General features: G+C 54.1%; 16 protein-coding genes and 1 pseudogene. 8 read left to right on the plus strand and 9 right to left on the minus strand.

Features of this window, described 5'->3' with window-relative positions; translation table 11 throughout:
• Nucleotides 1-322, plus strand: a pseudogene (locus tag A6X21_RS17790) (hypothetical protein); the annotation flags it as partial.
• 706 nt (nucleotides 323-1028) lie between these two features.
• Here the strand turns inward: A6X21_RS17790 and acs are convergent.
• From acs to A6X21_RS17815, 5 genes are all read right to left on the minus strand, one after another.
• Nucleotides 1029-2987 carry an acetate--CoA ligase gene (gene acs / locus A6X21_RS17795; protein ID WP_068850898.1) on the minus strand — a complete coding sequence of 653 codons (1959 nt, stop codon included), beginning with the start codon at nucleotides 2985-2987 and terminating at the stop codon, nucleotides 1029-1031.
• 233 nt (nucleotides 2988-3220) lie between these two features.
• On the minus strand, nucleotides 3221-4597 hold the full coding sequence (locus A6X21_RS17800; RefSeq protein WP_131818415.1) for a hypothetical protein: 1377 nt from the start codon (nucleotides 4595-4597) through the stop codon (nucleotides 3221-3223).
• A 330-nt stretch (nucleotides 4598-4927) separates the two neighbouring features.
• Nucleotides 4928-6049, minus strand: coding sequence for a Gfo/Idh/MocA family protein (locus A6X21_RS17805; protein WP_068850582.1), 1122 nt, complete (start codon nucleotides 6047-6049; stop codon nucleotides 4928-4930).
• Nucleotides 6050-6303: 254 nt separating this feature from the next.
• On the minus strand, nucleotides 6304-7017 hold the full coding sequence (locus A6X21_RS17810; protein WP_068850585.1) for an HAD family hydrolase: 714 nt from the start codon (nucleotides 7015-7017) through the stop codon (nucleotides 6304-6306).
• Between the two features lie 79 nt (nucleotides 7018-7096).
• Nucleotides 7097-8422: an ABC transporter permease gene (locus A6X21_RS17815; RefSeq protein WP_131818416.1), complete on the minus strand. Its 1326-nt coding sequence runs from the start codon at nucleotides 8420-8422 to the stop codon at nucleotides 7097-7099.
• A 250-nt stretch (nucleotides 8423-8672) separates the two neighbouring features.
• Here A6X21_RS17815 and A6X21_RS17820 point away from each other — a divergent pair, with 250 nt between their 5' ends.
• From A6X21_RS17820 to A6X21_RS17840, 5 genes are all read left to right on the plus strand, one after another.
• Nucleotides 8673-10007 (plus strand): excinuclease ABC subunit UvrC, encoded by a 1335-nt coding sequence (locus A6X21_RS17820; protein ID WP_369009499.1) that lies wholly within the window; start codon nucleotides 8673-8675, stop codon nucleotides 10005-10007.
• A 328-nt stretch (nucleotides 10008-10335) separates the two neighbouring features.
• Entirely contained in the window at nucleotides 10336-11526 is a 1191-nt protein-coding gene (locus A6X21_RS17825; protein WP_068850589.1) for a polysaccharide biosynthesis/export family protein, read from the plus strand.
• 171 nt (nucleotides 11527-11697) lie between these two features.
• A complete protein-coding gene (locus A6X21_RS17830) occupies nucleotides 11698-13923 on the plus strand; it encodes a GumC family protein (protein WP_165603846.1) in 2226 nt (741 codons plus the stop codon).
• Nucleotides 13923-16715 carry an O-antigen ligase family protein gene (locus tag A6X21_RS17835; RefSeq protein WP_068850592.1) on the plus strand — a complete coding sequence of 931 codons (2793 nt, stop codon included), beginning with the start codon at nucleotides 13923-13925 and terminating at the stop codon, nucleotides 16713-16715. Before A6X21_RS17830 ends, A6X21_RS17835 begins: the two co-directional genes overlap by 1 nt.
• Before the next feature lie 110 nt (nucleotides 16716-16825).
• Nucleotides 16826-17320 carry a hypothetical protein gene (locus A6X21_RS17840; RefSeq protein ID WP_131818417.1) on the plus strand — a complete coding sequence of 165 codons (495 nt, stop codon included), beginning with the start codon at nucleotides 16826-16828 and terminating at the stop codon, nucleotides 17318-17320.
• Between the two features lie 19 nt (nucleotides 17321-17339).
• Here A6X21_RS17840 and A6X21_RS17845 read toward each other — a convergent pair whose 3' ends face one another.
• From A6X21_RS17845 to panD, 3 genes are all read right to left on the minus strand, one after another.
• Nucleotides 17340-17837 carry a quercetin 2,3-dioxygenase gene (locus A6X21_RS17845; RefSeq protein WP_068850904.1) on the minus strand — a complete coding sequence of 166 codons (498 nt, stop codon included), beginning with the start codon at nucleotides 17835-17837 and terminating at the stop codon, nucleotides 17340-17342.
• A gap of 74 nt (nucleotides 17838-17911) precedes the next feature.
• Nucleotides 17912-18892 (minus strand): DUF6807 domain-containing protein, encoded by a 981-nt coding sequence (locus tag A6X21_RS17850; protein WP_068850596.1) that lies wholly within the window; start codon nucleotides 18890-18892, stop codon nucleotides 17912-17914.
• A 139-nt stretch (nucleotides 18893-19031) separates the two neighbouring features.
• A complete protein-coding gene (gene panD, locus A6X21_RS17855) occupies nucleotides 19032-19394 on the minus strand; it encodes an aspartate 1-decarboxylase (protein WP_068850907.1) in 363 nt (120 codons plus the stop codon).
• Nucleotides 19395-19827: 433 nt separating this feature from the next.
• Between panD and A6X21_RS17860 the strand changes: the two genes are divergently transcribed.
• A complete protein-coding gene (locus tag A6X21_RS17860) occupies nucleotides 19828-20538 on the plus strand; it encodes a zinc metallopeptidase (protein WP_068850598.1) in 711 nt (236 codons plus the stop codon).
• A 163-nt stretch (nucleotides 20539-20701) separates the two neighbouring features.
• On the opposite strand, the gene A6X21_RS17865 is transcribed toward A6X21_RS17860, so the two are convergent.
• The gene (locus tag A6X21_RS17865) at nucleotides 20702-23122 is read right to left on the minus strand and encodes an outer membrane protein assembly factor BamB family protein (RefSeq protein WP_165603847.1); all 2421 of its coding nucleotides are present in this window, start codon (nucleotides 23120-23122) and stop codon (nucleotides 20702-20704) included.
• Nucleotides 23123-23386: 264 nt separating this feature from the next.
• On the opposite strand from A6X21_RS17865, the gene A6X21_RS17870 reads away from it, so the two are divergent.
• Nucleotides 23387-24712: a nucleotide sugar dehydrogenase gene (locus A6X21_RS17870; RefSeq protein WP_068850602.1), complete on the plus strand. Its 1326-nt coding sequence runs from the start codon at nucleotides 23387-23389 to the stop codon at nucleotides 24710-24712.
• Nucleotide 24713: the final 1 nt, after the last annotated feature.

The following is a 24713-nucleotide window of genomic DNA, read 5'->3' on the forward strand; positions in this document are numbered from 1 at the left end:
AAGCCTCAGCCCCCAGATGATTGATCGAAAGCGTGGTGACCCACGTTGCCAGATTGGTATCGATTGGCCAGCCCGGCAGGGAATCATTCCCGGCGCTACGGCAGATTCCGCACGAAATGCGGCTCTGGCAGCTTTGAATGCCGTCGATGTGCGGGATGCCGTCGTGCGCGTCTCCCCGACTGTCATCGTGCCATCCACGTCCCGGGTCTCGGTCGAAATCGAAGTCCCCGTCGCCAGTAACAGTTGGGGAACCTCCTCATTTGTGGGGCTCGACAACTTAACCCGCTCTTGCACACTCAGCCGCGAACTTCTGGCTTTTTGAGACTTCGAGAGTCAAAGCACCGTGCCATGCTTGCGGCTCTGAGCTGTCCATTACATACATCTTAGACTTTGAGTCCACCCAAGGGTGGCCCGGCCAACTTGTGGCCGGGTCGTTGTGGCTCTGCACAACGACAAGAGGCCGCGCCATGCGCTTGCCCTTTCATATTCTTGACTTTGTCTCGGGTGGCACGCTTTTGGGTGGCACGACGCTGAAGCCCTTAAAAACTAAAACAGTGCGGAAGGGCGTGGACATCACGCCTTTTTACTTCATGTTTTCATCCTGTCAGGTGGCAGGGGTCGGATGTCTTCATCCGCCCCCTCATCAATCGAATTCACCAACGTAAATGCATCCGGAATAAGCTTTACTAACTTTCTACATGTTCGCGATGAACAAGCAAAGTCCCATGACCTGGGGGCAAACGAAGACGTTTGACCCCAGCCACCCCGTTTTAAGCCACGCAGTTGCCAGTCACACTTGAATGCAGAGATGTGTGTAATAGACAGCGGCTCTGAGCAAGCATGTTGTTGCATTCTTCAAGATGAGATTTCAAGCAACGATTCGTATCGGAAACATGAAGACAAACACCCGGAGCATGCGTCTCGGCAAAGAGCATGCTCCGGGTGCTGTTGTTTGTTCAATGACCAATCGAACTGAGTTCCTCTTGCGGAACGGTCCAGGTCATGTGATCGGTACCGGGACAAGCCGGTCACGCGTCATCGCTATCGCGCAACTTGGCGAGAATCGAAAGGTCTTCCAGAGTTGTCGTGTCCTGGACTGACTCCCGCCCAGCCGCAATATCACGCAGGAGCCTGCGCATGATCTTACCACTGCGAGTTTTTGGAAGTGCTGCCGTGTAGCGGATCTTATCAGGTGTTGCCAGAGCACCAATCTGCTTACGGACATGCTGAATCAGCTCTGCCGTGAGCGAGTCAGAACCCTCCGAATCCGCCGTCTTCAACGTCACAAAGCAGCAGATTCCTTCCCCCTTGAGATCATGCGGGAAGCCCACGACAGCCGCCTCAGCCACTGCCGGATGAGCGACCAGTGAACTTTCCACTTCCATGGTACTCAGGCGATGCCCGGAAACATTGAGGACGTCGTCCACTCGGCCCATCACCCAGATGTCGCCATCAGCATCGCGTCGGGCCCCATCACCGGCAAAGTAAGCCCCTTCAATCGTGCTGAAGTAAGTCTGCTTGAATCGCTCATGATCACCATAGAGCGTGCGCAGCATACTGGGCCAAGGTTGCTTCATCACCAGCAGCCCACCTTCGTTGGCTTCCAGTGGTGTTCCCTCTTTGCTGACAATCTCTGGCACCACACCTGGTAATGGTCGCGTACAACTTCCAGGTTTAGTGGCCGAAACACCCGGCAGCGGGCTGATCATGATGGCCCCGGTTTCGGTCTGCCACCAGGTATCCACAATCGGGCAGCGTTCCTGGCCAATCGTGCGGTGATACCACATCCACGCTTCCGGATTGATCGGCTCACCCACCGAACCCAGCAGTCTCAAGCTCGAAAGATCCCGGCTTTGCGGCCAATGATCGCCCCACTTGATGAATGCCCGAATGGCAGTCGGTGCTGTGTAGAAAATACTGACGCGGTACTTCTCGATAATCTCCCAGAAGCGGCCCTCATCCGGCCAGTTCGGGGCCCCTTCGTACATCACGACGGTCGAGCCATTCGAAAGCGGCCCGTAAACCACATAGCTGTGCCCCGTAATCCAGCCAATATCGGCAGTACACCAGTATGTGTCTTCCTCCTTCAGGTCAAAGACCCAGCGGCTGGTCATCGTCGTTCCCAGCAGGTATCCCGCTGTTGTATGCAGCACACCTTTGGGTTTACCTGTACTTCCTGATGTATACAGGATGAATAGCGGATGCTCACTGTCGACGGGTACCACATCGCAATGCGGATCCACGTCACTCATCAGATCATGCCACCAGTAGTCGCGGTCGGTCTGCATGTGAACCTGCTGACCCGTCCGCCGGACGACCACTACCTTCTGCACGGTGTGACTCTTGGTCAGACTTTCGTCCACGGCCGACTTCAGTGGAACTTCCTTGCCACGCCGCCAGCCACCATCGGCCGTCACGATAATTTTGGCCTGAGCATCATTGTTTCGATCAGCGACCGCATCGGCACTGAAGCCACCAAAGATGATCGAATGAGTCGCACCAATTCGGGCGCAGGCCAGCATCGCAATGGCCAGTTCGGGAATCATGGGCATATACAGCGTGACTCGATCACCCGTAGTGACACCCAGTTTCTTGAGCACGTTCGCGAACTTGCTCACTTCCCGGTGCAGATCGTTGTATGTCAGCACACGCGTGTCGCCTGGTTCGCCTTCCCACAGAATCGCCGCCTTATTGCGCCGCCAACTGGTGAGATGTCGATCGACACAGTTTTCGCAGGCGTTAATCTGCCCCCCCGTAAACCAGCGTGTCTCGGGCATTTCTCCCGAAATGACTTCCTTCCACGGTGTGATCCACTGCAATTCCTGAGAAAGCTCTCCCCAGAAACCGGCAGGGTCGTCTTTAGCCTTCTGCCACATCGACTGATACTGCTCTTCACTCGCAATGTGTGCCTGTGCCGAGAATTCACGCGAAGGCAGAAACTTTCGAGTTTCCTGGAGCGTACTTTGAATACTGCCAGAGTTCGTCATGCGGTCGCTCCGTGATGTCTGTCGAGAAGTGAGTGCTTGCGATTGGAGTTTTTTCTGTCTCAGCAAAGTGACCGCTTCGAGCTCATTTCCAATAAAAAGTGAGACTGGGACTTTGGTCGAGATGGCTGATCAGAATATTCACATATAAACCACTGGCCCAGAGTTTAGGTCGATTTTTGACGCAGTGTCAATCGCCGCCATTTCGGTAAGTCGGTCTTCGGGCAAAACAGCGGCTAAGGAAGCGACCACACGATCTTGCGAGTTGCCGCATTGACCTCTGTTTTGGTTTGAGCATCCGTCGGAATTCCTGTGGCCGAAGTTCTCAATTTGCCAAGCTTCTCGGCAAAGTCGGCCAGATCATTCACCGGGCCGATCTCCACAATTGTCTGACCTCCCAGAGTACTGGTCACGTATTCAGTTTCGTTGGGTTTCGGGCAGATTGAAACCATCTGATCCAGTACCTGAGTCAACTGCTCTCCTCCCAATGGCCGATTGATCAGGATGGTCACTTTTTGAGGCGGGCCCACCTGTGGCAACGACCGGGCCGATTCCGGGCTCAGTCTCTCTGCAATCCTGGCCAGTTCTTCCCCAATCGCACTTAAAGCCGGGAGCATGCCACCGGCATCGGTCGCTACATCAATCCGCAGAATCTGTGCTTCGATCGTTGCCAGGTTCGCCATGAGATCAGGTCGCAATTCTTCCCAGTCAATCCGGCCAAACTGTCGCCCCCATTCTCGAGTCTCTTCCAGAAAATCGGGCCAGGCTTGCGCCATCGATCGCGGCACAAAAGCATCTTCCACCTGAACAAACTCAATGCGCTGGGATTGCCCCGTGACCGGATCCTTGAGAACCACAATCGAAACGCCGTCTTCTTGAGATGGTTCCGTGCTGGTTTCCAACCGGCAGAGAAGCTCGAAAGGCATCTCGCCACGCAATTCGGCTTCATAAGCCATGCGGCCCATCACCCGCCGACCGGATTCGCGGAGAATCTCTTCGACAGTTCCTCGACGCAATTGATCGAGTTCCGTCACTCTCGAAAACGCCAGAAGGTTGATCACTTCAATCAACTCCTGAAAGTTTTGTTCAATCATCAAAGGCGCTGATTTCCCATCGCTGGTGGAACGGGATGGAAGATTTTCAGAAACGCTTCCATCAGGTTTCTCCGCTTTCTGACGTTCCATTTCAACGGCAGATGTGTTGAGCACATCCTTCATGAGTGGGAACTTCGTCCTCATGGCAAGGCCAAACCGCCCCAGCACATAAAACGATCGACTCCAGATCATGGCATCCATCGACCAGGCGGCTTCATGCATCGCTTCGTTCAAATCGTTGCGCCACGATTTGGGCAGAAACAATACAAATCGCTCGGGTTGCCGCTTTCTGATTCCTTCGAGCAGAAAATCAACCGTCTCTTTGGCGTTGGTTCGAGGCGGTTCCGCCGGTGGTTCTGTCAGGTCGGCACTGATCGTCGGATCGGGCTGAGGTCTCGGTGGCCTGACAAACTTCTTGAAACTGTGTGTGGGAAGTTCTTTCTGCTCTTCCAGATACTCTTCTGCTTCGCTTTTGCAACCAGCGAGGCATAACAGGCTGCACCACAAAATGCTGCCCATCCACACGTTCCACATGACGCCAGTCCAATCAAGCAGCGTTCGCTTCGCACCAGGTCGTTGATTTCCTGACCAATGCCACACGACTCTGCTTCCAGTCTCTGATGTTCGAGAATTGCTGATCGACAGATTCATGCCGGACAATCCTGCACAGAAGTTTAAAACCGCCAGAAGACAACGCGCTGCACGTCAAACAACGACGTCATTGAGCTTACTCTTTCCGGGTCGAGGTTTCGAACTCTGTTTCGATCAACTCCCGTTCAACGGACATTTCATCAGTATTGATGGCATCGTTTGTTGGCGAGCGTCTGCCGGATCTGCAACGTCCTCAAACTAGCAGGCTTCGACCGGAACTGGTTGATCTTTCCGGGCTGAGAGCAGGCAGGCTTCGAGAACCAGTTGCGTCTTCAGGGCCATCTCTGGCCAGTAGCTATCGGGGCTGTTCGTCAGCACGTTGTTCGAGAAAGTGCGGAACATATTCGTCTCTTGCGCCGTCGACCCACCTGTCGCGATTTCATCGACAGCATGATATCGCTCGTGGTTTTCCATCCGCATGAAGCAGCCTTCCGCCACGACCTGTGCCTGATGAGATGACCACCGACTGGCAGTTCCAAACCAGGGCAAAACAAAATCATCGAGAGAGACATATCCCTTCTCACCACTGAAGTGGGCCCACTGCTGGGTTTCCGTATGGAATGAACAATAAAAGCTGGCGGTTGTGCCTCCCTCAAAATCGAGTTCCGCAGAGAATTCGGTCGGCACGCCATTCCCGGTTGTTTGCAGACATCGGGCGCGAGCCGTATGCGGCATCTGACCGCGCAAACCACAAAGTGTCATACGAATGTTGTACCAGCCAAGATCACCCAGGCAGCCCAGTGGTTCGAGCTCATCGCTGGCACGAATATTCTCCTTAAAGAAACTCTCCGGGGCATGGAAGGAAAAGTGAGAGCAGATTCGCCGCACACGCCCCACTCGCTCGCTATCCATGATCTGTGCCACCATCGGCTCCAGCCGGGCACTGTGCATGAACATCACACCATCCATGAACTGGAGGTTCGCCTTTTGGGCAGCAGCCACAATCTCCCGGAGATCACGAACGGAAACTGTCACCGGCTTCTCTGATAAGACATGCTTCCCCGCAGCAATCGCTCGAAGAATCCACTCTTTCCGCACTCCCGTCGGCAAAGGAATATAAACGGCATCCACCTCTGGATGTGCCAGCAGTTCTTCATAGCTTCCCAGGGCCTCAACCTCATGAGGTTGAGGCACACTCCCCTGGCACTCTCGAATAAAACTCTGACTTCGTTCGAGGCTCCGGCTGGCAACGGCGACTAAACGCGAATTCTCGGCCCAGCGCAATCCCTGCCAGTTCTTTCTCGCAATGGCAGCAGCACCCATGATCCCCCAGCGACAGGGCTTGCCCGCAATCGAGGCCGACGATGCTTGAACGGACATGATGACGACCTTCTCAGTGCATATTCATAAGGAGTGAATTGTATTCTCAGAGAGCCGACACAAAGACCGGCTTTTCGCGAACGCGAACGATTGGAAACATGACAGACTTCCCTGTTGTTCTAGCGGCCACAAGGCCGTATCGACAAGCGCACAAACCGCAGGCTCGTCAACGATCTCAGTTTTCAGCCAAACAATCTCAACGATTCGCTGATCAATACGATCGATCTCTGCAAAAGTTCTCAGCAGACCGTGCCTCAGGAATTTTCAAAAAGCTCTGTCAGTGAAGAAATCTGTGAGGGGAGGACAACCTCATGTGCAGGTTCACGGCAGATCTGGATGGCGCTGAATCCCGCTCTTCGGGCGGCTTCAACGTCATGCTCATAGTCATCGCCGACCATGAAGATCTGTGCCGGGCTGATCGATGGGCTCTTCGTTCCTGCGGCTTCGAAGATGGCACGATAGAATTCGGGTGCAGGTTTTCGCCAACCCACCTGGCTCGAAATCAGGAGCTCATCAAATCGGTCAAGCAGCGAAAACCCCCTGAGAATCTCGATCAGTCGATTATCAAAATTACTGGCCAGCAGAACCTTGATGCCAGAGGCTTTCAACGCGTCGAGTGCGGGAACCACATCCGGGAAAAGTCGCCAGGAGCCCGGGTCAGCAAACTTATGCCACAGCTCGTCAAAACAGTCGTCGATCTTTTGTGGTGGCAATTCCTGAAAAACCGTCGCCACAACGTCATGCCAGAATCGGATCTCTTCAGCGTGAGATGTTCGTGTTCCTGTCTGCCGAGATCGATAGGCCATTCGAAATCGCGAGCCTACCTCGACTTCCGAAAGTGTGCTTCCCCTTTGATGACCAGCTCGATGATAAATGGTGACAATCGATTCGCCGGGCGTGATGATCGTTCCAAAAGCATCGAGCGCCACACAACGGATCGATCTGTCTCTCAGAAATCGATGAGGCATGACGACTTACCGCCAGGTGTTGTTCGATCGACTTCGCCCACACGTCAACAGGCAACCCAGTCTCAATCTCGAATCCGGATTAAACTCGCGTCATCGCGCGGAATCGAACATATCCCGCCGTGAAAAACGCGAGCGAAAAGCCCAGGAGCACAGCACAACTCTGCAAGACCACGGGAGTATCCACGACTCGACGAGTCAGGATCACATCGAAGCCAATCAGTGACCACGCATGCGGAGTTGCGAGGCTGATCGTCTGCATGACGGGTGGCAGCCAGTCGCGCGGCATAAAACAACCACTGATCGAGGCCAACAGAATCACCAGTGAAGTTCCATAGGCAGCCACCTGCTGATCAGTCTGCACGATCGTCGCCAGCAGCAGCCCCAGTGATGTCGCTGCCAGTGAAGTGCAGATCATCATCGGAATCAGCCAGACAGGATCTGGGCCCCACGACATCTGAAAAAACAACTTACCCGCAACAAACAACAGACAAACCTGCGTGAGCGATACCAGAAAGAATGGCAACGTCTTGCCAATTAAAATCCCCGTTGCCGGAATTGGAGCAATCCGCAGTCGGTCCAATGTCCCCCGGTCACGCTCCGCCAGAAAAGAGCGAGCCATAATGTTGACCACGAAAAACACGAACATCACCGTGAAGCCAGGCACCAGAATCAGATAAACATTGGCAGCGGCATTTTCCTTTGGTTTTGCAGACACTGGTTGATCCGCAGTCGGTACCGCTGAATCAACAGCGGGACTTGAAGCGGCTTCCCCCTTGGGGCTGGCGGCATCCACAGGCAACGTTTCGTTCGAAGGAACTTCTGTGGAAGATGGCGCCTCGTTGTCGACATCCTCGGGAGTCGTGGCGCTGTCATTGAAGAATCGACGTGTCAAGGCATTGCGGCGGCCCACGATCGGTGCAATGACTTTGAGAAGATCCGAGAGCAGTGCCGCCCGGAACATCTCGGCGTCTACCAGTCCGGGCCGCAAATCGAGTGTCAGATCAATGGCACTTAATCCCCCCGAAAGCTGACCATGATCCGGATCGAGCACATCCCGTAATCCCAGTTCATCAACTTTCGCAGTGAACTCCGGGCCAATAATCAAAGCACCATCCACCCGGCCCAGATCGACAAGGCTTTGAGCTTGCCCCGCACTATTTGCAATCTGAACATCAAGATTAGGACGGCTCTGATACCTCTCGACCAGCATATTGCCATACTCGCTGGTATCGGCATTGGAAATCGCCAGCCGGGGCGCCTTGCGAGTATCTCCGCCCGTGAGAAGCTGGCCTGTGGACATCCCCACAATCGCAATAAAGACCATCGGCAGCACCAATAGCGTCACCAGTGGCCGGCGATCTTTCAGGAGAAGTTTCAGATCCTTGATGGTCATCAGCAGGAACAATCCGAAGCTCCTTGTCCACGTCGATTCAAACTGAAAATGTTCATCGATGGCAGTTCATCACCACGCCAGGTTGTCCCCCGCATCGTTTTTTGAACGACTCAGGCGCTTACTCGACTGGCTTCACCATCCACTTTTCCGCGTCTGTGTCTACAATGAAGAGATTCACTGTTCTACGGAATTACCAGTAATGTCCGAAAACTCAGAAAGTTCTGATAATCCCGAGTTTGACGAGGGTGCACCTTTGGCAGCAATGCCCGAGGATCGCCTTTTGTCCGGTGAACGACCTTTACCACGTGAGAAAGTGAAAACTTTCCCCACGACACCCGGCGTCTATCTTATGAAAGATGCTCGCGGTCGTGTGATCTATGTCGGAAAAGCGGTCAATTTAAGAAGTCGCGCTGGAAGTTATTTTACAAAGCAGGCTGCCATCGACCGGCGGACGGCAGACCTCATCCCGGAAATTCACGATATCGACTTCCTCAATGCCGATTCAGAAGTCGATGCCCTGCTGCTGGAATCGCGATTGATTAAGGATATTCAGCCGCGATTCAATTCCGATTTAAAAGACGATAAGACATTCCCTTATCTGCAGATCACCACGCGCGAGCCCTTTCCACGAATTGAGTTCACCCGCAGGCCAAAATCTCGCGGGGTGAAACTCTTCGGGCCATTTACGAGTGCTCGAAAACTTCGTGGAGCCATCGCAGTTCTGCAAAAGATTTTCCGCTTTCGCAATTGCTCGCTCGATATCGACCCGAATGAAGAGAAATGGCGCTGGTTCCGCCCTTGTCTGCTGGCCAGTCTCGGACAATGCACCGCTCCCTGCAATCTCAGGATCTCCAAAGAAGATTACCGGCGGGATGTACGCCGGTTGATCATGTTCCTCGACGGGAAGAAAGAGCGTTTGCTCAAGGTGATGAACCGCGAGATGCTGGACGCTTCCAGGGAACTCAAGTTCGAGAAAGCGGCCCGTCTGCGTGATCAGATCAAAGCTCTGATGACCTTGCAGGAACGCGGCGACCTGGCATCCCACGCACAACCCGAAGCATTCTACGTCGATCCCAAAAAAGGGCTCTTAGGGCTCAAGAAAGTCTTTGGTCTCTCGAACTTGCCGCGCCGGATTGAAGGTGTCGATATTGCTCATCTGCAAGGTGGGGAGACCGTCGCCAGCCTGGTGCAGTTTATTGATGGAGTCCCCTTCAAGCAGGGATACAAACGATTCAAGATTCGTACCGTGGATGGTGTCGATGACTTCGCTTCCATGAGAGAAGTCGTGAGCCGCCGCTTTCGCAGGCTCGATCAGGAAGGGGAGAATTTCCCGGATATTCTGCTGATCGATGGAGGCAAGGGCCAACTGGGGGCGGCCATGGAGGCACTCAAATCCATCGAAGTCAAACTTCCACTGGTGATCTCGTTGGCCAAACGCGAAGAAGAGATTTTCCTGCCGGGCGAGAGCGAGCCAAAGGTTCTCAGCCGCCACTCGTATGCCCTGCGGCTGTTGCAATCCGTCCGCGATGAATCGCACCGCTTTGCCCAGCAGTACCACCATCTTCTCAGACGAAAGTCCACGTTTGGAGAAGAGTAAGCCCCCTTGTCTACTTTCTATCGATACATACCGACGAGAAGAGACCCTCTTCACTCCCCAGTCGCTGTGCTCACACCACTCAGAATTCATCGCCTGCATTCCCGGAAGATCAGAGGGAATAGGCAGCTTGCGAAATATGTCATGAATTCTTTCACCCTGGGGCTTTAAGTCGTTTGAGGGTCCTGAGGTGTCTTAGTGTCGCAAAACATCGGCAATTTTCGCCGATGAAGAAAATCGTGTCGGCAGAGTGCGAGGTGAACTTGAGGGAAAATCTTTCCGGGTTGACCAATTTTTCAGCATGACCTATATCGGAGCCTGAGAGGGCAGGATGCCATCTCGAAATGAATTGCTGCGCTATCAATTGCCGCAATGGAACTGCGACATGAGGCCCCCACAAACACCACGGATGAAACCTCCCCAACCAACGGTGGTGATGTTCTGTGTATTGCTGTTTGGCACCATTGGATATTCCGGTTGCAGCTCTCCCAACCATTTCTCAGCGCGAACATTGCCCCCGCAACTGGTCGCCAAAAAAGCGGAGAATGCCCAGACTCTTGACCTTTCCAAGCTGGCGACACAGTACCCAAGTAATGAATTGATCGGGACTGGTGATGTCGTCGAAGTCACCATCGCTGCCGGCCTGGGAGCCACTGAAGCCGTGATTTTTCCCACACGCATTGGGGAAGATGGCACTGCCAATATTCCTGTTGTGGGCCCGGTGGAACTGGCCGGGATGGAACTTTCAGATGCTGAAGGGGCCATTGCCTCTGTCGCAGTCAGCCGTGGTTTGTATCGCCAGCCCCATGTGACCGTAACAATGAAACGCCGCCGTTTGAACAGAATTACTGTTCTCGGCGCTGTCAACAAACCGGGTGTTGTTGAATTACCTCGCGATGCCAGCGATCTCCTCGCTGCCATTGTGGCGGCTGGAAATCTCTCACCCACTGCCGGCACGCATGTCGAAATCCGTAATCCGGAGAAAGGTGCTCCTTCACCCACACGGAACAGTGATCCCATTGCCCGGGTCAGTGGTCAAACCGAGATGGGTAAACCGAATGACATCAATGCAGGTGTAGGAGCGAAAAAGACCTTACAGATCGACCTTGTCTCGGCTGTCAAAGAAGGGCGAGGTACTGAATATCGACTGGAAGATGGTGCCGTCATCAACGTGGAAAGGCACGATTACCAGCCATTGCAAGTCATTGGTCTGGTCACCAAGCCCGGAAAGTTCGACTTCCCCGTCGGAAAAGACATCCACGTTCTCGACGCCATTGCAATTGCCGGAGGAGTCTCTTCCAAAGCGGCCAACAAGATCTACGTGATCCGCCAGCGTACTGACAGCAGTGATCCCGCTGTCGTCACCGTGAGTATGCAGAAGGCCAAGTCTAACGGCCAGGAAAATCTCTTACTACAACCAGGCGATGTCGTTTCGGTCGAACAGACCGCCGCCACCGTCATGCTCGACACGATCACCCAGGTGATTCGCTTCACCATCGGTGGCAGTGCCGCCATTTTCTAACGCCAGACAAGTTCACTTAAAGCACTTATTGACCAGAAATTCAGCCAACCTGAAGTCGTGACTCAACTCCGAATGAAGTAGCGAGAAAGTCTTTCGCCAATGTCTGTATCGCCCGAATATGAATCCGGTTTGCCAGGGTCGAGTACCCTGATGATGCCGGAGGCGAACACCATGCAAACGCTCATGCGTTTCTGGCGGAGCGTACAGTATCGCAAAGGGCTGATTATTCTGGCCGTCCTGGCTGCCAGTGCTTTAGGGGCTGCTTACTACATCGTTTCGACCCGATACTACGAGTCGAAAGCCGAACTTCTCATCCTGCAGACAGGCAGCAAAGTTCTGGATGGTGCTCCCGAAGGAGCTGCCATGAAGGATCTCATGCCCACTTACGAACGCATCATGCAGGGCGATATCGTCCTGGCAGATGCTGCTCAAAAGTTGCCTGTCAAATACCGCACCGACTTTCGTGGAGTCGCCCCTGCCGATTGGCCAGGCGTCCTCAAGAAAATGGTAACTGTCCGCTCTGCCAGGCAGACCAACGTGCTCGAACTGACTTGCCGCTCGCGGGATCCCAAAGCTGCCGCTGCCATTCTGTATGCCGTTCTCAGTGCCTCCATCGATTTTCTCAATAAGAACCACCAGGGAACTTCGCAGGAAATCCTGCAGATCCTCTCGAAAGAAAAAGTCGAACTCGAACAGAAACTCGCCACACGAGAGGCCGAACTCATCGAGCTGCGCGGGCGCTCATTGACCTTCGTCAGTAACGGAACAGATAACGCCACAAACGTGGCCGTGGCGCGCGTCGTCAGACTCAACGAAGAGTTCATGAAGGCCAAAGAAGAAACTCTGCGGGCGACGGCTCAACTGGCAGCTCTCGAACAGGCCATTTCCCGCGGTGAAGATGTCCTGCAGTTTGCCATGGCCAGTCTCGATGTCGTGGGCAAACAGTTCATGATGGGAGAACTGGGCCTCGATTCGCAGGAAGGCATGGCCATCAGTCGCATGACGGAACAACTCCTGCAAGAGCAGGCCAAAATGCGGACGGCTCTCGAAAGCTATGGTCCCAATCATCCTAAAGTCATCGAGCTTCGCGATGCCATTCAGGCCAAAGAGCAGTGGATGGCCAGCCGCAGGCAAGTCACCATCGACCGGCTCAAACAACTCCGCATGGAAGAACTCACACCGCGTCTGCTGCAAATGGCCAGGCAGCGTGTGCAGCATTCTCAGCAGCACGAAGCCTCTGTCAGTGCTCAATTCGATATCGAAAGGCAGAATGCACTTTCACTCAACGGTGAACTGGCCAAGCTCGAAATTCTGCAAATGGATACCAAGCGTCTGCGTGCTTTTTACGATCTCGTCCTCGAGCGAATTCGTGGCATTGATCTTGGTAAAGACAAAGGTATTCGGACCGCTGTCGTCGGAGAACCCAAGGTCAACCCGAGACCTGTGCATCCCAAATTGTCACTGACAGTCGCTGTCTCGCTGATGGCCGGGATCTCTCTGGGCCTGGCATTGGTGTATCTGGCCGATCTCCTCGACGATCGTTTTCGCTCACCAGAAGAGACCAGCTTGCAACTCGGGGCGCCCGTCCTTTCGTTTATCCCAACGCTTCCTACATACGATGGGAACGGCCTCGATTCTGTCCATGCGTTTGTCGCTCCGCACGAATCTTCGACAGAAGCCTTCCGCACCTTACGCACTGCGATTCAGTTTGCCGGAGACGATATCCGCCGTCTGGTCATCACGAGTACTGAACCTGGCGATGGCAAGACCACCGTCTCGACGAACCTCGCTGTGGCTTATGCTCAATCCGGCCGACGCACCATCATTATCGACTGCGATATGCGCCGCCCCGGACTTTCCAAAACCATGAAGCTGCGCGGATCGTATGGCCTCTCGACAATCCTGCGAAACGACGATTCGATTGAGAATTCTCTACGCAACAATGTGGTCGTTTCTGATCTCGCGGGACTCGATATCATCCCTGCCGGGCCCAGGCCGGCAAATCCTCTTGAACTCCTTTCCTCAACCCGCTTCAGTGAACTTCTGGCCTATGTGGAATCTCAATACGACCAGGTTCTGATCGACGCTCCTCCCATTCTGGCAGTCAGCGATGCTGGCGTGTTAGGACGCATGGTCGATGGCGTGGTGCTCGTTGTCCGGCCCGATAAAAATCAGCGGCGGTCAGTCATCCGTGCTGCCGAAACACTGCGGATGTGGGGCAATAACCTGCTTGGTCTGGCCCTCAACAACATGTCCAGTGATCGGGCTGGCGGCTACGGCTATGGCTACGGTTATGGCTATGGCTACGGTCATACCGATACCGATGGTGATCACGATGACTTGCTCGATGATCATGCTTCGTCACATTCGAGTTATTCTTCCAGGACGGCCGCCTGATGGACGCGACGCATGCCGAACATCGCTCGCACCGTTCCTCGAGGCGATCCTCCAGCCGCCATCGCGAGAGTCATGCCCGCACCGCACTTAATGAGCACTCTTCTGTCAGGCATTGGACGCTGCTCGATGGGGCACTGGTCCTCCTCGCTTTCGCAATCCCTTTCATCATGGGCGGTCGTGAGCCTTATGGCTGGATTGCCCTGGCCATACTGGGTCCGCTGGCCGCTGGATTGTGGTGTTTACGGCAGATCGTGACCGATGAACCCACTCCTCTGGTCTGGTCGTGGATGTATCTGCCCATGGCGTTTGTGGCCGGTGTCATGTTTCTGCAACTGACACCCCTTCCTGAAGCCACCTTGAAATCGATCTCGCCTCAACTGACCACTCTAGTATCACTTTCACCGGGCACAGGAGCCACCTCGACGTGGAAACTGCTCACGGTTGCTCCGCACGAATCGCAACAGGGATTGATCCTCTTCCTCTCCACAGTGCTGGTCTTTGCCATGACTTATCAGCACCAGAGACAAACCAGCGATGCCTGGCGTGTGCTGGGGATTGTCGCCTGTGCAATCATCGCCATGGCTCTGTTTGCCCTGCTGCAGTTTTTTGCCGGCACTCATCTGTTTTTTGGCTTCTACGAACATCACTTTGGCACAGCAAAAGATGTCGTCAAAGGGGCCTTTACCAACCGTAATAACTTCGCCCACTTTATGGCCATCGGGATCGGCCCTGTCCTGGCCTGGATGTGCTACTGGCATAGGCAGCATCAGCAACCAGCAGAACAACAGTCGGCGGGCGGATTCTCTTCACCGGGTTTTGGAAAGACTTCAGGAATCTCCATCGCCCTGCTGATGGCCGGATTATTGGCCGTCAGCGCAATTCTCATTAGTTTTGCTTCGTTGCGATCACTCTCCCGCATGGGCTCGATTGTGACGATTCTGGCCATTCTGACCTTCATGATTTCTGGCAGCCTCGCCCGATTAATCTCCTTTCGAATGCTCATGGGTGGTCTGCTGGCCTGTGCTCTCGTGGCTGGTGGCCTCGTCATTTTCAAACCGGAATTCATGAGTCTGGATGAAAAAGTAGAAGTCGCCATCAGTGGTGGCATTGAAGAAATGGATGGGGAAGACGGTCGACGAAAACTGTGGCAGGCCCTCACAGTGATGATCAAAGATTTCCCTCTGGTCGGAAGTGGCCTGGGAAGTCATCGCGAAATTTACCCGGTCTATCTTCCCAAAAAAGATGGCGAGACCGAATACACGCATGCAGAAAATGGCTATCTGCAAATTGCTGTCGAACTCGGGCTCCCGGCACTGGCCTGTGCGATCCTCGCCCTGATCATCGTCTTTGCAGCATCGATCCGGCTGCACCTGGCTAAAGATCAGGAGCTGCGGCTCATTGGTGTCGCCATCCTCTCTGCGGCTGTGGCAACAACCGTCCATTCTGTGACAGATTTTGCATGGTATGCACCGGGAAACACCGTCATTCTGGCCATGCTCGCGGCTGTCGCCTGCCGATGTGACACATTGGCCCGCTTGCAGCCCGAAGGGACTTCCTCAGAAGTTTCATCGGCAGTCCCAGCTTTGCCCGGGCTGCAGTTACCACAATGGTGCTATGCAGCCCCTCTGGCTCTGACAATTCTCGCGGGAACCTGGTGGACTCTGGAACTCACACCGGTGGTCAAGGCCTACACGCAATTCCGTCAGTTTCAACTTCTGGTTTTTCGGCCGCGCCCGGATATCGAACCTCAAGAGATCAATACTCTCAAACTGAAACACATTCTGGCTGCCACCAAACTCGATCCGGCGGATGGACGCTACGCCATTCTGGCTTCTTTGCAGCTCAAGAACTTCTTTATCGAACTGCAGGAACGCGATCCCGAAAATGCCATTCCTCTGGCTCAATTGCAGCAGACAGCGGGCTCGGGTGGATTTGAATCGAACTCCCAACTCCGCGAATGGTTGCAACGGGTGGTTGGCCCATCATTGAAATACATCGATGCCTCCCATCAACTCGCCCGTCGATCGATTCGTTCCCTGCCATTAACAGGGACCGCTTATCTGCAGATGTATGAACTCGGGTTTCTGCAAGGCTCTTCGTCAGAACAATCCCGCAATATGCTCGAACAGGGACTCGTCGTCAGACCGTATGCCTCGAACCTCTTGCTGGCGAAGGGAACCGCACTGATTACCTCAGGGGAAGCAGAAGCGGGGATGGCATTGTGGAAGCAGGTCTTTGTCGATTACTCAAGTGCCAGACGGCAGATTATCAATCTCCTCGCACCATCGATTCCGGCTCAGGAATTGATCGCTCAGTTCGAACCCGACAGCAAAGCGGCCAGTGATATTCTCGCTGCCTACACTCAACTCAAAAAGGAAGCGGACATCACCTTCGCTGCCGATGCACTCGGGAAAATTCTCACTCAAGAATCGCAACAGGCAGCACCAGAAATTGCCCGCGGCAAGCTCATCTCAGCGGGTTATCAGTTCTGGAATGCAAAGAATCCGCAAGCTCTCCGAGAGACTCTGGCAAAGGTTGAAGAACTCCATCCCGAGACCGTCGCCCAACATCGCGATCTGGGTGGTTTATACATGCGACTTCAAGAGTGGGATTCTGCCGAGCGGCATTTGAAGCGCTGTGTCGATCTGCAGCCTGCCAATCCCGCCTTCGCCAAAATGTACGAATCTGTACTCCGTTCCAGACAATCCGCTCAACGTTCACTTTCTCCCCGCACATCGCTCGTGATCCCGGCTGGTCATCAGACTTCGCCATCGTTATCTCCCCTCCGATAATCCCCCCTGATCCACCCTTCCTCGAATGTCCTCCCCTTCCCTTCATGGAATTTGCACTGACACTTCTTGCCGGGCGAATTCTTTCTCAGGTTCAAAGCGGAATCATCGCCATGAACAGTTCACAACATCGCAACTTCAGTACGTCTTCCGTTCGAGCGACCCATTCTAGGCACACACCGCGAAAGCCCGGCATGTTCATCATCCCGGGGGCGTGGGTCATTGTGCTGATCGTCACATGCACGCTGGGTTGTGAATCGATCACCAAACTCAATATTCCCGGTATGCAGTATTATCGGCACGATGCCGAGTTCGAAGCGAAGAAGGCGAAACATCAGGCCAATTGGCGCGAGCATCAGAGTGCCGAATCTCTCACCTGGCTCCTGCGCAATACCATCGATAACGGCATGTCTGTCAACGAGGTCAACCAGGCCATCTCGACAGAAGCTGAACCTGCGGGTGATCGTGCCGAAAGTTACAAGACCGGTGCCAATTACCTGGTGACTGATGACGGCTATCGCTGGGGCCCCGACTCCAATGGCCGGGTGATTGTGCTCTTCTTCCGCAACAATCAACTGGTCAATTTCGATCCTCATGAAATTCAGTAAACGACGATCCATCGAAGGATCACGTTGAACTGGAGGCATGACCATCCGGATGAAGGATTTCGATGCCATAGCTGGGAGCAATTTCGATCAACTTCTGAATATCTTCCAGAGTTGGCGGCAAAGGGATTGTCGAACCTTCTTCCAACGGATGTCCGACTGCGAAGAACATCTCTTCGAGCCCTGCCGGAGCCAGAGTAATCAACATTCGGGCCGGTTCATCGCTCTCGTTTCGGAAGCAATGCCTGACTCCGCGCGGGACATTCGCAAACATCCCCGGCCCCGCAACAATCGTCTCGTCATTGATCTGGAATGTCACTTCCCCTTCAATTACGAAAAACCCTTCTTCTTCACGACTGTGAATATGCAGTGGCGGCCCTCCGCCCGGCGGGACGGTCGCTTCAAACTGAGCATAGGTTCCACCTGTCTCCTGTGCAGTGACCAGAAAGCGGTACACATCGCCGACGACACTGATGGTGCGGCCTTCCCAGACATGTTTGCGTGTTGGTTCTCGAAGCATGATCAGTCTCTGTATGTTTGAAGGAGCGGAAGTTGGATTGGTCGAGTCAAAGACCGTTTGCTGCCAAAAAGTGATCATGTCCCTGCTTCAGCACGACGTACCCACCAGCGGTAATGGGGGACTTTCCCTTTTTCGATCACAAAGCCGGGAGAGCGTGAGAACGATTCAAACACTTTCGCGGCTTTCTCCGGCTGATGATTTCCTGTGTGAGCGTGCAGCAGATACCTGAGCTTGAGTGGCTGAGCCTGAGTCACCAGCCGCGGGCCGGCAAAGCAGAGCGAGGCACCCATCCAGCCATCATTCCGAACATGCCAGTGCGTCGGATGATCGGGATTGGAAGGGTGATCGAAAAACGTAATCCCTTCTTCAAGATGGGACTGAGTCGCATCAGGAGCCGGCATGATCGGACCGGAGTAATCCATCCAGCGGGCCTTTTTACCAAAGATGTTTTTTTCGTTTTCAAGACCTTCGCTGCTGCTCAGTCGGCCACCGCCAAACACCGCAGAAATGCTTTTCGCCACCCGCACTGCCATCAGCCCGAAGTTGGTTTTCCCCAGTTCGAGCTGCTCGGAGACAGGCGTGAGTTTCGTTTCCACTTCAACCAGCGTTTCCCCCACGGGCAATTGATCCGGATTTTCACTTTCCGCAGCGTCATGAGGACGCACGGAGACAATCAGTTCCTGCTCGAGCAAAGGGGCGGGATTGTGGCCATCGAACCAGTCGAGTCGCACAGCCATGATCGCTTCGTCATCACTGTCGATGTAAGCCAGCCATTCTCTCTGGCGAACAAACGGACCTTTGCCATTCAACCAGAAGTCGAGGCCCGTCACATTCATGTGTGAGAACCAGATCGACTGATGATGATCGTGATCAGGTGCTCCCGGATGTCCCATGCGTGTGAGGCTCACGCCTGAAGGGCCAATCAGCGGATCCAGATAAGGCCTGGGATAATCTGTCCCGTAATGCCACGACAATCGATGCCAGCCATCCACGACAAACTTGACTTCATACCCACTGACGGGAATGGCCTGACAACGCGGAAAGAGTTTCGACATGGCAGCCTCATGCAGTCATCTCAATGGTGATTCTGATCTTCAGGCAGCGTACCAGATCGAGAACTTCCTATGACTCAGAAAATCAGGCAGAGACCATCAAACTCCCGAGGAGATTCAAAAAGACAAGCCAGCGAATCTATCAATCTTGCGGCTGGGGTAGAGCACGATTCTCGCGGTCAACGAGAATCACTTTCGGCTTCAATTCCTGACCGGCTGCTGTTTCCATCTGGACGTATGAACAGATGATAATCAGATCCCCGGGCTGTACCAGCCGGGCACCGGCTCCGTTGACACAGATGACTCCCGAATTGGGCGGGCCCTCGATGGCGTAAGTAATGAATCGCTCACCGTTGGTAATATTGTAAATGTGAACTTGCTCATGCACGAGAATATCGGCCAGTTCGAGCAGGACACGATCCACCGTAATGCTTCCCTCGTAATGCAGGAGGGCTTCGGTAATCGTCGCGCGGTGAATCTTCGATTTCAGGAATGTGCGTTGCATCAATCTCAGCCCCAATGGCTCGCCAGGAACCAGGCACGCAAAAGTTGAGTCGTCCGACCGTGTGGTTTCGAATCGAGAACATTCATCGAGCATCCACCAGCAGCTTAACTGCTATTCTCGCGAGTGGACTCCCCATCGAAAAGGGAGACAGGCAAAAAACTTCGATTGCATCACTTTGAAGAGGGAAGCATCAACAACAGTTGGTGCGTGCTGCAAAAACCGAGAATTGATCCGGACTTCTGCAAAAACCGAGACATTTCCCATTGGTCTTTTGATCTTTTCCTTGCCAGATCACGTTTTTTTCAAATGAGCGCAAAATTTGCAGTTATGGGTCCAAAGGCCATGGAGACTGCAAATTTTGCAGTCACTGGTCGGGAATCGGGCAGACCAAAGCCCTGTTGACCTTACTGGAAAGGAAAAGGAGAGTAGGAACATGCTGGGTTTCGATCCGGTTTATTTTGTGTTTGTCATCCCTGCGTTTCTGTTGTCGATGTGGGCTCAGTACCGCGTCAAAGCCGCTTATGCTGCCGGGATGCAGGAACCTTCCACGATTTCTGGGGCGACGGCTGCCCGGCAGATGCTCGATGACGCCGGTCTTTCGGATGTTGTCATCGAAGAAACACCCGGTGAGCTGTCGGATCACTACGACCCTTCCACGAGAGTCGTGAGATTGAGTACTGATGTCTACCGCTCGAGAACACTGGCCGCTGTCGGCATTGCCGCGCACGAAGTGGGGCATGCCATTCAACATGCCCGCCATTACGCTCCGCTGGTCATTCGCAATGCGGCTGTCCCAGCAGCGACAGTCGGCCCCATGTTGTCGTTCGGACTGCTGATGCTGGGGGCCTTGTTTGCGGCTCAAGGATCGCCTTTTGGCAAACTGCTGATCATTGGCGGGATCGCGGCCTTTGGTGGCATTGTCTTCTTCCAACTGGTCAATCTGCCCGTGGAATTCGATGCCTCCAATCGTGCGAAGCAATACCTGAATCAGATGGGTGTGGTCGATCAACAGGGGGCCGTTGTCGTCAGGCAGGTTCTCGATGCCGCAGCACTTACTTATGTGGCAGCGACGCTGCAATCGGTGCTGACACTGGCCTACTACATCTTCCGCTTCAGTGGATTCTTGAGATCGAACGACGAATAGTCACGCCGACACTTTTCAACATTTCAGCCACACCAGCAGCGGTCATTCCTCTGTTGGTGTTTTCGTTGGCTGGTCCCCATCATATGACAAACAGAGCCGGTGACACGCCCATTCGGCCTGGTTACCCCAACGTCATGAACACCCAGATTATCGTTGCCCCAATTCATCGTTGCCCCAGTGCCGGCCTGACAACGCCTGCCTCTTCTCCATAAACAACGATTCGATCACGCTGAGAAACGACCAGTCGGCCTTTGACCAGTGCCAGATGCCCTCCGGCACACTCGCTGCCACTGATCTGCCAATGGTGAATTCTGGTGGGTGTCCCACTCTGCGGATCGATTTCAAACAGAGCTTCGCGGGCAGGCCACAAAATCGACTCACCTGCAAATAGACCCTGCCCATAACTCATCCACTCGGGATCACTCTGTTCGAACTGCCAATCGGTTTTTCCACTCTTCAGTTCCATTGCCCAGAGTGATTTCCCTCCGGCAAACAGGCTCCCATCGCGAATACCCAGCCATTGCGAAAGTTTCTCCGGTTGTGGCCGCGACCACAGCGCGGCTCCCGTGGCCAGATCCAGCGCCAATAATTCATCCGTACCGGCGGGAGCTGCAATCACCACCTCGTTTTCAGCAAGACAAGGCAACACGACATAAGGCCAGCGCGGGTCTTCCCCGGGAACGACTTTCAACGCCACTCCCCAGAGGGCTCGACCTGTTTTTCCATCAACACAGATCACTCCTCCCGGCTCAACGGAAACAATCACAAACCCCTCTTGAACAGTCGCCAGAGCCAACCCCAGTTGATTGACATTCGGCAGTAATGTGGTGCGACCATAACCCAGCCTGGTCAGCCAGCGGAGATTTCCCGTCTCTGCATCCTGGCACATCAAAGCCCATTCGATGACCGCTCGCGAACGAGTCAAGATGGTGTAGACCGCACCGTTACGAACCACCGGTGTCCCGGCAAACTCCCAGCTTTCCCCCTCTTCAAAGAGATCGGCAGGGAGCACGCTCCAATGCAGCTTGCCCTGCTCTTTCCCCACGTCGAGGCAGATTAACTGGCCACCCGCATCTCGCGTTTCATTCTCGGCTTTCAGGGTCACTGGCCAACCCAGCCGGGCATAGAGACGCTCATCAGACACGGTCAGCGAATAAGCAGGTCTTCCGCGTGATGGAAGAATGGGAGGAACCAGCGATTCACCACCATTGGGCGGATAGATCGAAGCGTTTGCATCGAGAGCGGTTTTCCACGCGGGACGACCGCTGACAACATCCCACGCCATGATCTGATTGGCCGTGGGGAGCAGCACCAGATTGTTCCAGATTAAGGGATAAGACGCTGGTACATCGGCCAGTAACCGCTGCTCTGTCGGCTTATACAGCGAGAGCTTTTCCTGCGGAATGTTTGCCGACCAGACTGGTGCCCCCAGATCAAAAGCCGGCCCGGTATTCCCCGTTCGCGAAGGGATTCCTCCCCAGGTGCGCGGAAGTGTCAGATCCTCGACTCGTTTCGCCCACCCGCGACGGGAAAACATCACCGGAGATTCAGCAATCGCTGTTTTCTGTTCATCATGTACGAGATGCGCTGCGGAAGATGTGCTTCGTGGGTTCTGCCTCGCTCCTGGCTCACTCTGCCTGATACTTCGCTCAATCAGTGCCGCCCGCACCTGATCGATCAACTCAAACCATTTCCCTTCCTGATCTCCCAGCTTTCCCTTCGCTTCGGGGAATTCTTTCGCCAGCAATTCGATCCCGGCAGCCGTCCCTGGTTCATCACCACTGAAGAGTCGGCACAGCACAATGCGGGCCACGACATCGGCTGCCGGCAAGTCGCTATCCGGGTAAGTCGCCTCTGCGTGAACTTGAACCATTGAGAAACGACTGAGCTTCATCCGCAACTCAGGCTGGAGCAGCGATTGCCAAAGAAGCCTCGCCGTGATGTATTCCCGCTGCCGAAATGCGTGGTGCGCCAGTTCATCGACTGCGAGATCTCCATCGCTCGCCAGCCACGCCCGTTGCACGATCCGTTCCAGAAACGACACATCACCCGTCGATTGATATTCGCCCCACCAGCGGCGGGCTTTGGGATCAAACTTCTCGCGATAAACTTTGCGACCCTCTTCGGGCCAAACGGAAAGGATCTGTCGAACGGTGAGTTCGACATTCAACACTCGCTGACCGGGAGAACTCTTTCTGGAAAACTGTGGCCCTGAAATCTCTTTCTCAAGGTTCTTCTGACCCGCCCAGGCAGCGGTCTGAGCTTCGCCAATCCAAGCCAGTTGATTGAGTGCCACCAGTTCATGAGCCGACGACTCCAGCACTGACTCGACCATTTCGACAGCCTCTGACCATTGGCCAGCCTCCATGTTCTCCCGAACGGCATCGAGCTGCCGCAAAGCAGGCTCCGAGAAATTGAACGTCCAGGCCTCCCGCACCCCGGGAAGTTCCTGTGCGATCGTAATCTGCAGCCCATTGCCTGATGTGAACAGCCACAGAGGAATCACGAAGAGATAACAGAGTTGCTGACAACCACAGCGGCTCTGCCACCAGCCACAGGAGTTGTCATGTGATCTTGCGTTCATGTGATGTCGAGAATCGTGCATAGATTGAGTTTTGCCAGTCAGCTCTGACAGTTCCTGAGAATTGTGTCGTTTTTTCAAAAAACGATCCGGCATTTTGCCATCTTTTGTCAAAGCCCCGGTTTTGCCAACAAACTGATGCTCTCTGACCGCGGCAGATCAACTCCGTCTTGCTCAATCTGAAAAATGCGAGCTATGTTCTTCGCAGAGACAGATTGTATTTGCATCACTTATCTGCCGTGAGTCTTTTTTATTCGAAAGACAGTTATGTCTGGTCAACAGCTCGCCGAGAAACTGGGCAATCAAACAGCGGTCATTGGCGTCATTGGTTTGGGTTATGTCGGATTGCCATTGATCCGTGCTTTTACATCTGCTGGTTTCCGGTGTATGGGATTCGACGTGGATCAATCCAAAGTCGACAAGCTCAATGCCGGCCAGAGCTACATCAAGCATATTGATCCCAGCCTGATCAAAGCACTCATTACTGAAAAGAAATTTGAACCCACCAGCGATATGAACCGCCTGCGTGAAGCAGACTGCATCATCATCTGTGTCCCGACACCACTGAACGAGAGCCGCGATCCTGACCTGAGTTATATCGAAGGGACAGCCCATTCGATTGCCAAGGCTCTACGCCCTGGTCAACTCGTCGTTCTCGAAAGCACCACACATCCCACCACCACGCGGGTCAATGTGCTTCCAGTTCTCGAAGCAACCGGGCTCAAAGCGGGTGCCGATTTCTTCCTCGCATTCAGTCCAGAACGCGAAGACCCGGGCAACCCGACGTTCAGTGCCGAGGGAATTCCGAAGGTTGTGGGTGGCTACGATCCCGTCAGTACCGAACTGGCCTGCACGATGTACAGCAAGGCTGTGGTACGCGTGGTACCGGTTTCCAGCATGGAAATTGCCGAAGCCTGCAAGATTCTCGAAAACACTTATCGTGCCGTGAACATTGCCCTCGTCAATGAACTCAAGATGCTCTACGACAAAATGGGCATTGATGTCTGGGAAGTGATCGATGCCGCCAAGACCAAGCCCTTTGGTTTCCAGGCCTTTTATCCTGGCCCGGGCTTGGGTGGGCACTGTATTCCCATCGATCCGTTCTATCTGACATGGCTGGCTCGCAAGCATGGCGAACAGACTCGCTTTATCGAGCTGGCTGGCGAGATCAACGTGCATATGCCGTCGTACGTCATTACTCGATTGGCCGAGTTCCTCAACGATGCCGGCAAGCCGATCAAGGGAAGCAAGATCTGTATTCTGGGTGCTGCGTACAAAAAAGACGTGGATGATCCCCGCGAAAGCCCTTCCTTCGAACTGATGAAGATCCTCATCTCACGGAAGGCCGATCTCAGCTACAACGACCCTCACGTCCCTGTGCTCCCCAAAATGCGGCACTATCCCGATCTTCCTCACATGGAAAGTCAGGAACTCACTCCCGAATTCCTCGCTTCACAAGACTGCGTCCTCATCTCGACCGATCACTCGGCGTATGACTATCAGTACATCGTCAAGCACTCGAAGTTTGTTCTCGATACCCGTAACGCGACGAAGAATGTCGCCCTAGGACGCGAAAAGATCCGCAAGGCGTAAA

Source organism: Planctopirus hydrillae (assembly GCF_001707835.1).
GTDB classification, from domain to species: Bacteria; Planctomycetota; Planctomycetia; order Planctomycetales; family Planctomycetaceae; genus Planctopirus; species Planctopirus hydrillae.

What these genes read in the sequence shown, in the direction of transcription:
- panD (WP_068850907.1), bottom strand. Translation starts at nt 19,394, where the DNA reads ATGCAACGCACATTCCTGAAATCGAAGATTCACCGCGCGACGATTACC.
- A6X21_RS17850 (WP_068850596.1), bottom strand. Translation starts at nt 18,892, where the DNA reads ATGTCGAAACTCTTTCCGCGTTGTCAGGCCATTCCCGTCAGTGGGTAT.
- A6X21_RS17820 (WP_369009499.1), top strand. Translation starts at nt 8,673, where the DNA reads ATGCCCGAGGATCGCCTTTTGTCCGGTGAACGACCTTTACCACGTGAG.
- A6X21_RS17800 (WP_131818415.1), bottom strand. Translation starts at nt 4,597, where the DNA reads ATGGGCAGCATTTTGTGGTGCAGCCTGTTATGCCTCGCTGGTTGCAAA.
- A6X21_RS17810 (WP_068850585.1), bottom strand. Translation starts at nt 7,017, where the DNA reads ATGCCTCATCGATTTCTGAGAGACAGATCGATCCGTTGTGTGGCGCTC.
- acs (WP_068850898.1), bottom strand. Translation starts at nt 2,987, where the DNA reads ATGACGAACTCTGGCAGTATTCAAAGTACGCTCCAGGAAACTCGAAAG.
- A6X21_RS17805 (WP_068850582.1), bottom strand. Translation starts at nt 6,049, where the DNA reads ATGTCCGTTCAAGCATCGTCGGCCTCGATTGCGGGCAAGCCCTGTCGC.
- A6X21_RS17860 (WP_068850598.1), top strand. Translation starts at nt 19,828, where the DNA reads ATGCTGGGTTTCGATCCGGTTTATTTTGTGTTTGTCATCCCTGCGTTT.
- A6X21_RS17865 (WP_165603847.1), bottom strand. Translation starts at nt 23,122, where the DNA reads ATGAACGCAAGATCACATGACAACTCCTGTGGCTGGTGGCAGAGCCGC.
- A6X21_RS17830 (WP_165603846.1), top strand. Translation starts at nt 11,698, where the DNA reads ATGCAAACGCTCATGCGTTTCTGGCGGAGCGTACAGTATCGCAAAGGG.
- A6X21_RS17845 (WP_068850904.1), bottom strand. Translation starts at nt 17,837, where the DNA reads ATGCTTCGAGAACCAACACGCAAACATGTCTGGGAAGGCCGCACCATC.
- A6X21_RS17825 (WP_068850589.1), top strand. Translation starts at nt 10,336, where the DNA reads ATGCCATCTCGAAATGAATTGCTGCGCTATCAATTGCCGCAATGGAAC.
- A6X21_RS17870 (WP_068850602.1), top strand. Translation starts at nt 23,387, where the DNA reads ATGTCTGGTCAACAGCTCGCCGAGAAACTGGGCAATCAAACAGCGGTC.
- A6X21_RS17835 (WP_068850592.1), top strand. Translation starts at nt 13,923, where the DNA reads ATGGACGCGACGCATGCCGAACATCGCTCGCACCGTTCCTCGAGGCGA.
- A6X21_RS17840 (WP_131818417.1), top strand. Translation starts at nt 16,826, where the DNA reads ATGAACAGTTCACAACATCGCAACTTCAGTACGTCTTCCGTTCGAGCG.